Annotated in this window: 13 protein-coding genes and 1 pseudogene; 2 read left to right on the top strand and 12 right to left on the bottom strand. The window is 66.3% G+C overall.

The annotated features are described in order from the left end of the window. Positions 1-16 precede the first annotated feature (16 nt). The 10 genes and pseudogenes from QGG75_02865 to QGG75_02820 all read right to left on the bottom strand — a co-directional run bounded on the left by QGG75_02865 (position 17) and on the right by QGG75_02820 (position 10449). Positions 17-814 (bottom strand): enoyl-CoA hydratase-related protein, encoded by a 798-nt coding sequence (locus tag QGG75_02865; protein MDP6066188.1) that lies wholly within the window; start codon positions 812-814, stop codon positions 17-19. Further along, a pseudogene (locus QGG75_02860) lies at positions 811-2559 on the bottom strand (hydantoinase B/oxoprolinase family protein). The gene QGG75_02865 and the pseudogene QGG75_02860 overlap by 4 nt, the downstream one beginning before the upstream one ends. Further along, positions 2556-4637: a hydantoinase/oxoprolinase family protein gene (locus QGG75_02855; GenBank protein MDP6066187.1), complete on the bottom strand. Its 2082-nt coding sequence runs from the start codon at positions 4635-4637 to the stop codon at positions 2556-2558. Before QGG75_02855 ends, QGG75_02860 begins: the two are co-directional and overlap by 4 nt. 93 nt (positions 4638-4730) lie before the next feature. Then, entirely contained in the window at positions 4731-5270 is a 540-nt protein-coding gene (locus QGG75_02850; GenBank protein ID MDP6066186.1) for a helix-turn-helix transcriptional regulator, read from the bottom strand. Between the two features lie 64 nt (positions 5271-5334). Continuing rightward, on the bottom strand, positions 5335-5805 hold the full coding sequence (locus QGG75_02845) for a diheme cytochrome c (protein ID MDP6066185.1): 471 nt from the start codon (positions 5803-5805) through the stop codon (positions 5335-5337). Positions 5806-5816: 11 nt separating this feature from the next. Beyond that, complete coding sequence (locus tag QGG75_02840) at positions 5817-6230, bottom strand: DUF1924 domain-containing protein (protein ID MDP6066184.1); 414 nt, start codon at positions 6228-6230, stop codon at positions 5817-5819. Beyond that, positions 6227-7321, bottom strand: coding sequence for a cytochrome b/b6 domain-containing protein (locus QGG75_02835; GenBank protein ID MDP6066183.1), 1095 nt, complete (start codon positions 7319-7321; stop codon positions 6227-6229). The genes QGG75_02840 and QGG75_02835 overlap by 4 nt, the downstream gene beginning before the upstream one ends. A 113-nt stretch (positions 7322-7434) precedes the next feature. Continuing rightward, positions 7435-8169, bottom strand: a complete 735-nt coding sequence (locus tag QGG75_02830) for a glucose 1-dehydrogenase (GenBank protein ID MDP6066182.1) — start codon at positions 8167-8169, stop codon at positions 7435-7437. Between the two features lie 25 nt (positions 8170-8194). Beyond that, positions 8195-10072 (bottom strand): acyl-CoA synthetase, encoded by a 1878-nt coding sequence (locus QGG75_02825; GenBank protein MDP6066181.1) that lies wholly within the window; start codon positions 10070-10072, stop codon positions 8195-8197. Positions 10073-10074: 2 nt separating this feature from the next. Beyond that, a complete protein-coding gene (locus tag QGG75_02820; GenBank protein ID MDP6066180.1) occupies positions 10075-10449 on the bottom strand; it encodes a nuclear transport factor 2 family protein in 375 nt (124 codons plus the stop codon). A 145-nt stretch (positions 10450-10594) separates the two neighbouring features. Between QGG75_02820 and QGG75_02815 the strand changes: the two genes are divergently transcribed. Continuing rightward, the gene (locus tag QGG75_02815; GenBank protein ID MDP6066179.1) at positions 10595-12232 is read left to right on the top strand and encodes an EAL domain-containing protein; all 1638 of its coding nucleotides are present in this window, start codon (positions 10595-10597) and stop codon (positions 12230-12232) included. A gap of 3 nt (positions 12233-12235) precedes the next feature. Here the strand turns inward: QGG75_02815 and QGG75_02810 are convergent, their stop codons facing one another. Further along, the gene (locus QGG75_02810; GenBank protein ID MDP6066178.1) at positions 12236-13201 is read right to left on the bottom strand and encodes a nitronate monooxygenase family protein; all 966 of its coding nucleotides are present in this window, start codon (positions 13199-13201) and stop codon (positions 12236-12238) included. Between the two features lie 31 nt (positions 13202-13232). Next, positions 13233-13991 carry an SDR family oxidoreductase gene (locus QGG75_02805; protein MDP6066177.1) on the bottom strand — a complete coding sequence of 253 codons (759 nt, stop codon included), beginning with the start codon at positions 13989-13991 and terminating at the stop codon, positions 13233-13235. A gap of 87 nt (positions 13992-14078) precedes the next feature. Here QGG75_02805 and QGG75_02800 point away from each other — a divergent pair, with 87 nt between their 5' ends. After that, on the top strand, positions 14079-14531 hold the full coding sequence (locus QGG75_02800) for a helix-turn-helix domain-containing protein (protein ID MDP6066176.1): 453 nt from the start codon (positions 14079-14081) through the stop codon (positions 14529-14531). Positions 14532-14722 lie beyond the last annotated feature (191 nt).

Below are 14722 nucleotides of genomic sequence, written 5' to 3'. Positions count from 1 at the left end.
CAGCCGGTCACGGCCCTCAGCGTCCGACAAACATGCGCGGGCGCTTTTCCACGAAGGCCTGCACGGCCTCGCGAAAATCCTCCGAGATCATGCAGTCGGTGACGGCATCGCCCTCGGCTTCGAGCTGTTCCTCATAGGACGACGCCAACGAACGGTAGTAGAGCATCTTGGTCTTGCCGTAGGCGTAAGTGGCGCCGGCGGCCAGCCGGCCGGCCAGGGCGGCGGTCTCGGTGGCCAGTTCGGCATCCGCCACGAGGCGATTGACGATGCCCAACTCGAGGGCCTCGCGGGCGCCGATGGGTTCGCCCAGGAAGGCCAGCTCGATGGCCTTGCGCACCCCCACCAGGCGCGGCAGCGAATAGCTGCCGGAGGCATCGGGACAAAGGCCAAGGTTACTGTACGCCATTGTAAATACTGCGTTTTCCGCGGCCACGATCATATCGCAGCCCATCACGATGCTGAACCCGCCGCCGGCCGCCGCACCCTCGACGCTGGCGATTACGGGCTTGGCCATGGTGCGCAGCGTGCGGGTCGTCTGGTGCAGGTCGTTGAGGATTTGTTTGGCACCGAAACGCCGCTCGGCATCCGAGAGCTCGAATTTGGAGAGCATCCACTTGACGTCGGCTCCGGCGCAGAAATTGCCGCCGGCACCCTGCAGCACGACGCAGCGCACCTCCGGGTCAAGGGCCGCAAGCGTCACGGCCCGGGCCAAGTCGCGGGCGCGCTCGATCGACAGCACGTTCATCTCGTCGGGCCCGTTCAGGGTGATGGTGGCGATGGCGTCGGCGAATTCGCTGGTCACGGTAGTGCTCATGGCGTCTCACCTCGTTCTTGGGACAGGCGGATTCTGAGGTCGATGGTGGCGTCATTGTCGACCTGGCGGCCGGCCACGTCGAGCACGACGCCGTAGACCTGGCGCGCCGCCGCGGCGCTGACCAGACCGTCGCGAACATCGCGTAGAACGTGCTCGGGATCGCGGCGCAAGGGATCACCCCAGCCGCCGCCACCGGGCGAGACGGCGGCAATCTGGACCGGCGGCAGGTTGCGTTTGCCGTACTTGGGGGCCTCGAAATCGGCCTGGCCTTCGGGGTAAACGGTGATCGAGCCGCCCAGGCCGGCCTGGCCGCCGGCAATGCCGAAGCCCGAAGGCGCACCGACGCCCTCGCCGCGAAACGTGTGTTCGCCGGCCGCCAGTACCCGGGCCTGGTAGTCGATGCCGCTGCCGCCGCGGAACTCGCCCGGCCCGCCGCCGTCGCAGCGGAATTCCTGTCGCTCGATCCGGATGGGGTAGACCTGCTCGTAGGTCTCGGCATTGGGCAGATGCAAACCGCCCAGGGCGATCAGGTGGCCGATGGTATTGAAGCCGTCGCGGTTCCCCGTCGCCCCGCCGCCCGGCATGGCGTGCCAGTGGTAGAGCACGAAGGGCCGCGCCGTGCCGATGCCGCCGGCCGTGACGCTGTGGATCGACTTGGCTCAGCCGGCGCAACTGCGGACCGGATCGGCCTCGGCCAAGGCCTTCCACACCGCATGCACGATTTCGTGGGCCACGAAGACGGTGCACATGGTGACCGGTGCCGGCGGCCGGGGATTGACGATCGAGCCCTCGGGCGCGGTGATCTCGACGCCGCGAAAGGTACCCTCGTTGCGCGGAAGATCGGGCTCGAAATAGGACGCCAGCGCCATGTAGACGGCCGAATAGGTGTTGGCCAGCGAGGAATTCTTGAAGCCCAGGATCTGACCGTCGCTGCCCGTGAAGTCGACGTGCACCGTGTCATTGGCAACCGTCAGGGCCAGGCATATGGTTATGTCGCGAAACTCGAAACAATCGTTGTCGATGACCTCGGTGGCCTGGTAGCGGCCGTCGGGGAGTTCCGCAAGCGCGGCCCGGAAGCGCCGGTCGGCATGGTCGAGAATGCCCTCGAAGTAGGCCAACCCGGCTTCGACGCCGAGCTCGGCGATCAGATCCGCCACGCGTTCGCCACCGATGCGCGTCGAGCCCACCATGGCGCGCAGGTCGCCATCCTGCAGGTCGGGCGTGCGGCTGTTGAGGAGCAACAGGTTCCACAGGTCCTGGCGGATGCGCCCGGCCTCGATCAGCTTGAGCGGCGGCAGGCGGACGCCTTCATGGAAGATCTCGGTGGCCTCGGCGTTATAGGTGCCGGCGGCACCGCCGCCGATGTCGGACTGGTGCGCCCGGTTGCAGCAGAACCCCACCAGCGTCCGGTCGACGAAGATGGGCCGGGCGATAACCCAGTCCGGCAAATGGTTGCCGCCGGCCACGTAGGGATCATTGAGCAAAAAGACGTCGCCCTCGCCAATATCATCCTCGAACGCCGCCAACAGCGCCCGCACGGCAAAGCCGCCGCCGCCCGTATGAATAGGAATTCCGTCGGCCTGGCTGACCAGGGTGCCGGCGGGGTCGGTGATGAAGCAGGAAAAGTCGTGGCTCTGGTTGAAGATGGGGCTGCGCGCCGTGCGCGTCATGACCCAGCCCATCTGCCGCGAGACGTGGTCGAGGCGGTTCTGCACCAGGGCCAGCTGGATGGGATCGAGGCTCATGGCCGGGCCCCCAGCGTAATCGCGAAGTTGCCGAAATCGTCCACCTCGAGGCTGTCGTCGGGGCCCACCACCACGGTCGTGGTCGGTTCCTCGATCAACAACGGCCCCTGCAGCCGATGGCCGGGGCCAAGGCCGGCTCCGGCATAGACCGGCGTCTCGAGCCAGCCGGTCTCGCCGTCCTGGTAGACCATGCGGCTCTCGGGCTCGGGCAGCGCGCCGGCCTGGGCCAGGGGTTCGGGCTCCGAGAGCTCGATCAATCCCCGCGCCACCAACCTCAGCGCCGTGACGTCGATACCGCCCTCTGGCTGGATGTGGCCGTACTGGCGTTCGTGCTCGACCTCGAAAGCGCGGCGCACGGCCGCCGCATCGAAGCCCGATTCCCCCCCTGGCATCTCCACATCGACCCGGATCGACCATTGCTGGCTGCGGTAGCGGAGATCGAGTTGCCGTTGCAGGTGGCGGGACTGGGGCCCGAAACCCTCGGATTCGAGAACCGGCTCGGCCCGGGATTCGAGATCGCCAAACACCGCTTCCAAGCGTTCGCCCGCCACGGCATCGAGGTCATCCACCAGCACCTGCAAATAGTCGTGGCGCACGTCGGAATGCAGCATGCCGAAAGCGCAGAAGGCGCCGGCCTGGCGCGGCACGTAGACCTGCCCACAGCCCAGCGCCCGGGCCACCGCGGCGCCGTGCATGGGCCCCGCCCCGCCGGCCGCCACCAGCACGAAGCGGGCCGGGTCGTGGCCGCGCTCGATGGAGATCTTCTCGACCACGTGCAGCAGATTCTGTTCCAACAGCCGGATCACCCCGATGGCGGTTTCCTCGACGCCGATACCCAGGGGCTGGGCTACCGCCTCCATGGCCTGGCGGGCGAGATCCTCGTCCAGGCTGATGGCGCCGCCGGCATAGCTGCCCGAGCGCAGGCGGCCCAGCAGCAATTGGGCATCGGTAACGGTGGCTTGCCGGCCGCCAAAGCCATAGCACGCCGGTCCCGGCCGGGCACCGGCGCCCTGGGGCCCCAGCGTCAGCATGCCGGCGCCGTCGACGCCGGCAATGGTGCCGCCGCCCGCTCCCGCCGTCTGGATGTCGATGGCCGGCGTCGCCAGGTCGTAGCCCTCGATGCGCAACTGGTCGGTGAGGGCGATGGCGCCCTCGCCCATCAGCGTGACATCGCAACTGGTGCCACCGATTTCCATGCAGATCAGGTTCCTGGACCCCACCGTGCGCCGGTAGTGGTTCAGCGCCCCCACCCCGGCGGCCGGGCCCGACAGCACCAGGTTGACCGGCCGGGCCGCCACCTGGTCGACCGACACGGCACCGCCGTTCGACTGCACCAGCAGGATGGGGTGACCGAGCCCCAAGTCCAAGAGCTTGTCGTTGAGGCGGCGCAGGTAACCCACCACACGTGGCGCCAGGTAGGCATTCATCACGGTCGTCGAGGTGCGCTCGTATTCGCCCATCAGGGGCACGATCTGGTGCGAGAGCGACACCCAGTCGCCGGCCCAGGCCTCGGCCAGCAGCTCGCCGCAGCGCCTCTCATGGCCCGTTTCGAGGCAGCTATTGATGAGGCAGACGGCGATCGCCTCGACCCCCTCCTCGGCGAAGACCGCCAGCGCCTTTGCCACGTCCGCTTCCACCAGCGGCGCCACTTCGGCGCCGTCGCGGTCCAGCCGGCCGCCTATGGGCAAGCGCAAATATCTGGGCACCAGCACCTCGGGAAAGGGCCTTCGGTGGTCCCACTGGTCCTCGCGCATGCCGCGCCGGATTTCCAGCGAATCGCGAAACCCCTGGCTGGTCAACAGCCCGACCCGGGCGCCCTGCCGCTCGATGATGGTGTTGGTGGCCATGGTCGAGCCGTGCACGAACAGCTCGCAACCGCCCAACAGCTTGCCCAGCCCCAAATCGAAGGCCTCGGCCGCCAGCTTGAGGTCGTCGAGCACGCCCTGGCCCGGATCCTCGGGCACGGACGGCACCTTGAAGACAAACAAACGCCCGCCGGCGTCGCGCAATACCATGTCGGTGAAGGTGCCGCCGACGTCGACGCCGATGCGCCAGGGCGGCCGGGGCGGTTCTGGCACGGGGAGATTTGCGGCAGGGTTCATACGCGAATTTTCGGGGTGGGGCGGGAGGCGGAGCGAATCCCGGAGCTTGGTCCGGCCGTGCCCACGGCGTCAAGCATCCTGCGCCGGCTCCACGATCAACTGCTCGCCGGCCAGCAGATCCTCGACGAAATAAGCCACCAGCTCGTGGCGACCGCTGACGCCGGCCTTGCGATAGACGGCGTTCGACTGGCTCTTGACGGTGCCCGGCCGGGTGGCCCGCAGGTCGGCGATTTCCTGCAGCGCCAGGCCCTTGATGAGCAAAAGCGCGATGTCGCGTTCCGATGCCGTCAGGCCCCAGTCGTCGAACTTGGCCGTGATGACCTGGAAAAGCTCGCCCGAGGCTGCCTTCAACGTGGCTTCGAAGCGGCGGCGTTCGCGCAGCAGGCGGCGCAACTCGAGGCTCAAGACGATGAGCGAGGCCCCCAGCGCGACGACCGCCACCAATTCGATGATGTCGTGATCGAGCCAAGGCGTGGCGATGTCGATGTAGAAGATGTCGGCCATCACGTCGATGACCAGGAAGACCTCGCAAAATGCCACGACCAGCAGCGCCAGCAGCAACACCGTTGCCCGCCAGTTACCCCGCCTGCCCTGCCCGTAGCCTGCCATCAGGCGCTAGCTGAGCACAAATTCCCGACCGATGCCCGGCGATTCTTGGCGCTATCGGGAATTCCTAGTCGTCATCGTAATCGCCCTCCGCGGCGCGCCGGTGGCAGGCCGGGCAGTTGGCCTTGGACTTGACCTTGGGGTCGTCGTAGGCGCTGGGCGAAAGCTCCTTGTCGTGTTCGTGCAGCCAGTGCGGCGTCTCGCTGATACGCAGCGGCGTGACGTTGTCCGCGATGCCGCGCATAAAACGCCCGTCCAGCCAGCGGGCATCGGCGGCGTGGGCCACTAGATAGCCGCGGATATGGGCGCTTTCGCCGGGTTCCAGACTGGCATCCTCGCCGAAGTGATCGGCCAGGCCGTCCATCAGTTTGTGCCACGAGCGTTTGGGCAGCATTTGGGGCTGGAAAACCATGTGGCATTCGCCACAGAGCCGGCGCACCCGTTCGTCGCTGACCGGCCGATAGCGCTCGTCCGCCCCTGCACTGGCGGACCACAGGACCAGCGCGGCGGCGGCAAGAATATACGTCTTGGCAGTCATTTCATATCTCCCTATTGGCTACGCATGAAGGTGAGGAAATCGCCCTTCTCCTGGGCACTGCAGGCCCGGCCCAGCACGCTCTTGCAGTTGCGCCGGAACCACTTTTCCCGTTTTTTGGCCTCGGCGTAGCGCTCCGGGGTCTGCGACAGCGCCATCGGCTCGATGGGCTTGCCGGCCCGGGTCTGGCCGCCCGCCAGCGGCGAGGAGCCGTGGCACGAGGTGCACGATGGCGTCTCGGCCTTGCCGCTGCCGGGGCGGGCGAGAAAGAAGGCGCGGCCCCGATCGGCCGAGAAGTCCTGGCCGCTCTGCTCGCGGTACTGGGTCAAGGCGCTGTCCAGGGCAGCGCCAGCCAGCACGGCAGAGCCACTCGGAACCAGGGCCAGAACGGCCCCGGCCACAATCCGGACCGCGGATTTCCTGATCATTTCACATTCTCCTTGGGAAGTTCGATGGCGCTGTCGGCGAAACGGCCGCCGGCGGCATCGCGGTGGCAGGCGTCGCAGTTGGCCGGCGAGCCCACGGGTTTGGATTTGAACAGCGCATCAGTCAGGCCTTCATGGCGTGCCTTCCAGGCCGCGCCGCTGGTGATGCTGTCTGCGCGGGCGCCTCCCATCAGGTTGGCAGCCTCGGTATCGAAGCGCTCGGCGGCGTTGGCCACGAGGAAGCCGCCGATCCCGGCCACATCGGCCGGATCGAGGCTGGCGTCCTCGCCGAAATGGTCCTCCAGGCCGGCCATCAGTTGCCGCCAGTCGGCTGCCGTCCTCAGGCTGGGATGGTGGGCGTGGTGGCAATCGCCGCATTCGCCGGCGTAGCGCTCGGGCGTGGCCAGCGGTTGCCAGCCGCTGGCCGGCAGCCCGGCAAGCAGGCCGCCGCCGGCCAGTAGCAAACCGGCCGCGGTGGCGAAAACCAGCGCCCCGCGCCGGGCACGCGGGCCGCCCGGGTCGGCGTCTTCCGCCGCCACCCGTTTGCGACCGTGGATCATGGCGGCCACCAGCGGAACCTTGGACAGGCGGCTCTCGAACAATACCCCCGAGACATGCAGCCCGACGGCCGCCAGCAGCAAAAAGGCCAGAACCTCGTGCCAGGTCATGGCCACCCGGCCGGCCGCGAACGAAAGCAGAAACGCCAGCGGGCCTTGGCCCTCCTGCCCGCCCAGGGCGATCAATCCGCTGACGACGATCGCGCCCAACAGCGCCAACAGCGCTAGAATCATCCAGCTGCCGGCGGGATCGTGGCCGACGCTGTGTTGCGGCCGCCTCGCCGCAACCTGACGCAGGTGGCGAACGAGACGGCCGGGCGCCAGGATCAGCGCGGCGAACCGGCTGTAGCGACCGCCGACGAACCCCCAGGCCAGGCGGAAGGCAAGCAATATCCCGACGCCGTAGCCGGCCACGGCATGCCAGTCCAGCCACCATTCGGGGGCCAGGAAACCGCTTCCGGCGGCGATGGCGACGCAAGCCACCAGGCCCCAATGAAAGAGCCTGGTCGGCAGGTCCCAGACCAGGGATTGGCGCAATGTTGCGAAAATGTGAATTGGCCCGTGCATGAGCCGGAAGATCGGCCTGCAGGCGCCTGAAAACAATCAACCACGAGGGTATTTGGGGCTTTTAGACCTTTGGTTTAGGGCCCCTAAAGCGATCCGCCGTCGATCTTGAGGATCGCCGCGGTGGTGTAGCTGGCCTGGTCGGAAGCCAGATAAAGCGCCGCGCCGACGATCTCCTCGGCCTGGCCGCCGCGGCCCAGCGCGATCGAGGTGCGGGCACGTTCGGCGAAGGCCGCCATGTCCCAGGCCTTGGAGATGTCGGTCAGGAACGGCCCAGGCATGATGGCGTTGACCCGCACGCTGGGCCCGTAGGCGTCGGCGAAGGCTTCGGTCATGGCATTGAGGCCGGCCTTGGCGGCGGCATAGGTGATGATGTCCTTGCGCGGCCGGATGGCGGCGGCGCTGGAGATGTTGATGATGGCACCGCCACCGGCTTCCAACATGCGCTGGCCGACGTTGGCGCAGGCCCGGAAGGCCCCCTTGAGGTTGACTTCCAGCACCTTGTCGTAGAGCGCCTCGCTGATGTCCACGGGGCGGTCGTAATGGGGCGACATGCCGGCGTTGTTGATCAGCACGTCGACCTTGCCGTAGTGGCCGTAGACGGCCTCGACCAAGGCATCGATCTGGTCCCAGTAACCCACGTGGCAGGCCTGGACAAAAGCCTGGCGGCCCAGCGCCTCGATTTCGGCGGCCGTGGCCTGGCAAGACTCGAGCTTGCGGCTGGCGATGGCGAGGTCGGCCCCGGCCTCGGCGAATCCCAGCGCCATGGCCCGCCCCAGGCCACGGCTGCCGCCGGTGATCAGCACCACACGGCCGCTCATGTCGATGAGGTTGGCGGCCACGGCGCTACTTCCAAATGACGTCGTGAGGCACCGCGAAGTCGACGAAGACCTCTGCTACCTGGGCCTCGGCGGCAGGACGGCCGGCCTCCTCGCCACCGGCCAGCTTGATAGTCGCCACCATCCCGCGTTTCTTCTCATGGCCGACCTCGACTTCGACCTCGAAGCCGTCGCCAGACAAGGGCTGCAGAAGCGCGGAAAAAACCCGCCGGGCGGCGTCCTGGCGCAGCTCGGGCTTGAAGATCTTGGCGATCGCGGTCAGCGGCAACTGGTCGACGATGAAGATGGCCTTGGGCTTGGCCGGGCGTTCGGAGATGCGTTCGGCCAGGTAGTCGTCGAGCTCTTCGGCCGTCGCCGCGGCGCCGGGATTGAGGGTCACGTAGGCCACCGGCAACTCGCCGGCGTAGGCGTCCGGCATGCCCACGGCGGCGCACATTTCGACCGCCGGATGACCGTCCAGCGCCTGTTCGATGATCGAGGGGTCGATGTTGTGGCCGCCGCGTATGATCAGATCCTTGGCCCGGCCGGTAATGGCCAGGAATCCCTCGTCGTCGAGGTGGCCGAGATCGCCGCTGATCAGCCAGCCGTCGTCGGTGAAGACGCCGGCGTTGTGCTCGGTGCTGCGGTAGCCGGCGAAGACGTGCGGCCCGCTGATCACGACCACACCGCTCTCCCCGGCCGCCAGGGCATGGCCCACGCTGCCGTCGCTGTTCATGGCGCGCACCTCGATCCGCTCGTGCGGCAGCCGCAGACCCGAATAGCCCGGCTTGCGCGGCCGGCTGGTGGGCGTGATGGCGATGACGCCGGAACACTCGGTCATGCCGTAGACCTCGTGGATGGGCACGCCGAAGCGTTCCTCGAAGCTGCGCGCCATCTCGCGCGGCAGCGGCGCGCCGCCGGTCATGCAGCAGCTGACCGAGCTGATATCGCTCTCGCCCACCGGCACGTTGAGGATGGCGGCCAGCGAAGTGGGAATGCCGCCGATGAAGTTGGGGCGGTACTTTTCCACCAGTTTCCAGTGGTTGGCCACGATGTCCGGGTTACGCATACCGGCCGGACTGGGCAGGATGATCTCGCCGCCGGCGCCCAGCACCGCGATACCGAAATTCAGCGGCCCGGCGACGTGAAACAGCGGCAGGCCGTTGATCACCCGGGTCTCCTCGTTGAGGCCGTACATCCGCGGGCTGGCCCAGGCGGTGTAGACGTGGTTGCGTTGCAGGTGTTGGGCCAGCTTGGGCGCCCCGGTGGTGCCGCCGGTGTGGAAATAGGCGGCGACGTCTTCGGACTGGATATCGCGGCCGCTGACCAAGTGGTCGGCGGGCTGTTCGGCTAACAGGGTGTCGAAATCGAATATGCCCTCGCCCTCGACCGGCTGGCCGACGGTGAGTACGGCCTCGAGGCTGGGCACCTGATCGCGGATGGCTTCGATCTTCTGCCAGATGTCGAGTGCCGGATGGGGCCCCAGCGCCACCACCACTTTGGCCCCGGCGGCGTTCATCAGATCGGCCACGTTCTCCGCTGAGAGGAGGAAATTGATGGGATTGACGATGCCGGCCGTGCAGGCTCCCCAGAAGGTGAAATGGCCTTGCGGCAGCAGCGGCAGCAGGAACGAGACGGCGTCCTTGGGGCCGACGCCCAGGGCATGGAACATGTTGGCCGCCTGGGTGACGCGGGCAAAAAGCTGTCTGTAGGTAATGCGCACCGCCTCGGCCTCGACCTCGCCCGTGGGCAGGAAGCTGATGGCCACGCCGTCGGGGTGGGCCCGGGCGCTGCGTTCCAGGATCTCGTAGGTACTGCGCACAGCGGCCGCCTCGGCGAAAGATTGGCGCTCCAGCGCCTCGAGATCGGCCTCGCTCTCGACCGGTGTCGCGCAGGCGAAGGTCATGGTTAGTCCTCGCGCACCACGGCGCTGAAGGTCTTGGAAATGATGCGCCACTGACCGCCGTCGCGCAGCAGCGTCAGATAATCGGTGAAATAGCGCGGCGGCATCTGGCATTCGACCTTGGCATAGGCCGTGCCGTCATCGGAGACGTCGATGAAGACGATGCGGTCGCGCCGTGCCAGATTCTGGCTGGCTGGAGAGTCCCGCCGGGCGATGCGCTCGAAGTAGTCCTGGCGCGGCCAGTCGTTGACGACGCCGTCGGCATGGAAGTAGAGATGGGAGTTCTCGTGGAAGATACGCCCGAATTCCTCCAGATCGCCCTCGTATAGCCCATCGAAATAGAGCTGCAATGCGGCGGCAATTTCCTCGTGTTCGGTCATGGCCCTGCTCCGGTTGCGGATATTTTCCTAGCATAGGCGGTCCCACCCCCGACTCAAGCCATGCACGCGGAGAGTTCTTGCTCTAACATCGCCGGCAGGAGGCAAATCGCACCACGATGTCCATAGCGTTTCCCCGGCGGCGGCAATGAACGACAAGGCCATGATGACCATGCGCTTTGCCGGCATGGCGTTTTGCTGGGCCGACATGCTGTTCGAGCTCGACCGCGAACACAAGATCGTCTTCTCGGTCGGCGCCACCGACAGGCTGCTGGGCGTCGGCCCGGCGGATCTGATGGGCCAGCCCTTCCTGCCCTTCATCGACGAACGTGACCGCGACCTCATCGCCGAGCTTCTCAACGTCACCGTCTCCAGCGGCCGCATCGACGAGCCTTCGGCCCGCATGGCCCTCGCCAACGAAACGGTTACCGAGGTTTCCCTCTCGGGCTATCGCACCCCCGATTTCGACGACCATTTCTTCCTGGCCGTGAAAGTGGCGCCCAGGCGTGTACCGATACAGCAGCGCCGGGCCGAAGACCGCGACGAGGCCGCCGACGTGTTGAGCGAGGGATCCTTCGCCAGCGTCGCCGCCGACCGCATCAAGTCCTACCAGGCGGCCGGTGGCAAGCCCAAGGTCTCGATGATCAAGATCGACAACATGGAGGAGCTGAAAGGCAAGCTAACCAGCGAAAACCAGGAAACCATGATGGCCACCATCGGCACCATCATCAAAGAACACTCGCTGGGCAAGGACACCGCCGGCCGCATCGACGACGAAAACTTCAGCCTGGTCCACGGCGAGGACGTGACGCCGGAAATGATCAGCCAGGAAATCGCCGCCTCAACCGCCGACCTCGATCCCGACGGCGTCGGCCTCACTACCCAGTCGACGACAGTGGATGCCGACGTCTCGGCGCTCAGCGAGGCCGAGATGACCCGGGCGCTGGTTTACACCATGCGCGAGTTCAGCAAGGATCCGGCCAACGTCGGCGGCGGCAACAGCCTCGACGGCATGCTGCAACGGCGCGTCCACGAGACGGCAAAAATGGTGGCCTCCTTCAAGCGGGTCTGCAGCACCGGGCACTTCGATCTGGTCTACATGCCCATATGCGACCTCAAGACCGGCGTCATCCACCACTTCGAAGCACTGACGCGCTTTCGCGGCGGCGACGGCACGGCATCCCCTTACGAGCTCATCACCATGGCCGAAGAGGTCGGCATCATCCCCGACTTCGACTATGCCGTGGCCAAGAAGGCCATCCAGTTCATCAAGGAGCAGCCGCGCAAGATCCCCTCCATCGCGGTCAACGTCTCGGGCAACTCCATCGTCGATCCGGATTTCATCGCCAAGCTCCATGACCTCCTCGACAGGGTCGGCGACATCAGCGACAGACTGATGTTCGAGATCACCGAATCGGCCGGCATCGAGGATCTCGAGGGCACCAACATCACCATCCAGGGCTTGCGCACCAAGGGCTACAAGGTCTCGCTCGACGATTTCGGCGCCGGCGCCGCCAGCTTCGATTATCTCAACAGCTTCGACATCGACACCGTGAAATTCGACGGCCCCGTGGTCAAGCGGGCCTACGCCACGGACAAGGGCAAGGCCTTCCTGGCCTCGATGGCGACGCTCTGCAAGCAGACCGGTATCGAGACCATCGCCGAGATGGTCGAGGACGAGCCGCTGGCCAAGTTTCTCTCCGAATGCGGCGTGGATCTCGGCCAGGGCTGGTACTTCGGCAAGCCCGACGGCGATATCCATTCCTTCGATCTGCCGGACGAATAAGGCTCAGCCGAGCGCTTCGATTCGGGCCTTGGCCTCGTCGTACTGCTGCGCCAATTCGGCCACCCGCTGGCCGGCCGGGGGGATGTCCTTGACGGCGCCAATGCCCTGGCCGCAGCTCCAGATGTCCTTCCAGGCCTTGGCCGCGGCGTTGCCGCCGGAGCCGAAGCTCATCTTCGAGGGATCGCTTTCCGGCAGATCGTCGGGATCGAGGCCGGCCGCCTTGATCGAGGGCTTGAGGTAGTTGCCGTGGACGCCGCTGAAGAGGTTGGTATAGACGATGTCGTCCATGGTGCTGTCGACGATCATCTGCTTGTAGACCTGGGAGGCCCGGGCCTCGGCGGTGGCCACGAAGGGTGAGCCGATGTAGGCCAGATCGGCGCCCATGGCCTGGGCCGCCAGAATGGCCGAGCCGGTGGCGATGGAGCCGGCCAACAGCAACGGCCCATCGAACCATTCGCGGATCTCCTGCACCAGGGCGAAAGGCGATAGCGTGCCGCCGTGGCCGCCGGCCCCGGCTGCCACGGTGATCAGGCCGTCGGCACCTTTCTCGACCGCTTTGTGGGCGAAGCGGTCGTTGATGACGTCGTGCAGCACGATGCCGCCGTAGGAATGGACGGCGTCGTTGAGCTCGGGCCGGGCACCCAGCGAGGTGATAACGATCGGCACCTCGTGTTTGACGCAAAGGTCCAGGTCCTGCATCAGGCGGTCGTTGGATTTGTGCACGATCTGGTTGACGGCATAGGGCGCGGCGGGAGCGTCGGGGTGTTCCTGGTTGTAGCGCCCCAGCTCCTCGCCGATCCGGCCCAGCCATTCGTCGAGCTTCTCGATGGGCCGGGCGTTGAGGGCGGGAAAGGAGCCGACGATACCGGCCTGGCACTGGGCGATCACCAGGTCGGGATTGGAAATGATAAAAAGCGGCGCGGCCACCACGGGAAGGCGGAGCGGAGCAAATACGGGGGGGAGACTCATTTAGGGGATCCTTTGCTAACCTGAGGGAAAACTACCAATTCTCGATGTAGGGGCGGACGTCGAGCTCGTGGGTCCAGCAGTCACGTGGCTGCTGGTAGAGCTGCCAATAAGCCTCGCCGATAGAGGCGGGGTCGATGAGCTGGTCGGGTTGGAGATTTTCCAGGGCGTCCTCGCCATCGCGGTCCTTGATGCGTTCACGCACCCATTGGGTATCGACGCCGGCATCGATCACCAGATGCGCCACGTGTATGTTCTCGGGCCCCAATTCGCGGGCCATCGACTGGGCCAGGGCGCGCAGACCGAACTTGCCGGCGGCGAAGGCGGAGAAACCTATGCCGCCGCGCAGGCTGGCGGTGGCGCCGGTGAAGAAGATGGCGCCCCGGCCGCGCGGCACCATGTATTTGGCGGCCTCGCGCCCCGAGAGGAAGCCGGCGAAGGTGGCCATCTCCCAAACCTTGCGGAAAACTCGCGAAGTGGTCTCGCGGATGGGGAAATAGACGTTGCCGCCGACATTGAAGATGACCACCTCGAGGGGGCCGATATCGGCCTCGATGCGGGCGAACAGAGCCTCGGTCTGGTCCTCCTGGCGGGCATCGAAGCCGAAGGGATGGGCCGTGCCGCCGGCCGCCTCGATCTCGTCGACCAGCGGCGCCAGCTTGTCGCCGTTGCGCCGCCCCAAGCAAACTTGGAATCCGCCGGCGGCAAAGCGCCTGGCAATGGCGGCGCCGATGTAGTCGCCGGCTCCCACCACCAGCGCCACGGGCTTGGGTCCGGGTGTGTTCCGTGTCATGTCGCGAAACCCTTAAGTTGCGTCATGAAACTAAATCGACTATAACAATTCCAGTTGCGTGAAGCAACTCAAGCGCGGGGAAAGGCCGTGAAACTCAAGCCCTTCGACGACATGAACTGCGCCCTGGCCCAGACGCTCGACATCATCGGCGAGCGCTGGACGCTGCTGATCCTGCGCGATGCCTTTTTCGGCACCCGGCGCTTCGACGAGTTCCAGCGGAACCTGGGCATCGCCCGCAACATCCTGACGGCCCGGCTGGGGCGCCTGGTGGACGAGGGCATCTTGGAAAAAAGCCCGCTGGATACCGGCCGGCACGAATACCTGCTAACGCCCCAGGGTCTCGATCTGCAGCCGGTGCTGCTCTCGATGACGCATTGGGGCGACCGCTACAAGCCCAACCCAAAGGGCCGGCGCATGATCTTCGTCGAGCGCGCCAGCGGCCAGCCCATCGCCGAGATGAGTGCGCGCAGTGCCGACGGCCGGGCGCTCAAGCCCCGTGACATCAAGGGCGTGCCGGGACCGGGGTTCGAGGAGGTCTGAGCGCCAAGACTTACCCAAGCCGCTAGCGAACGAGTTCGTCCCCACCGAAGGATTCAACCACAGAGATGGGGTAATCGGCGCTGAGGGTGGCTACTCTCCGAGCTTTTGGAACGTGGTCTGGATGTTCCAGCCACAAGAAGCGTTAAGGAGAGCAGCCATGAAGTACTATGCCGGATTGGACGTTTCGTTGA

The sequence above is a fragment of the Alphaproteobacteria bacterium genome (assembly GCA_030740435.1).
Classification (GTDB): domain Bacteria; phylum Pseudomonadota; class Alphaproteobacteria; order UBA2966; family UBA2966.
Note: the sequence above shows the minus strand (reverse complement) of the source record. Positions and strands in the feature narration are given on the sequence as shown.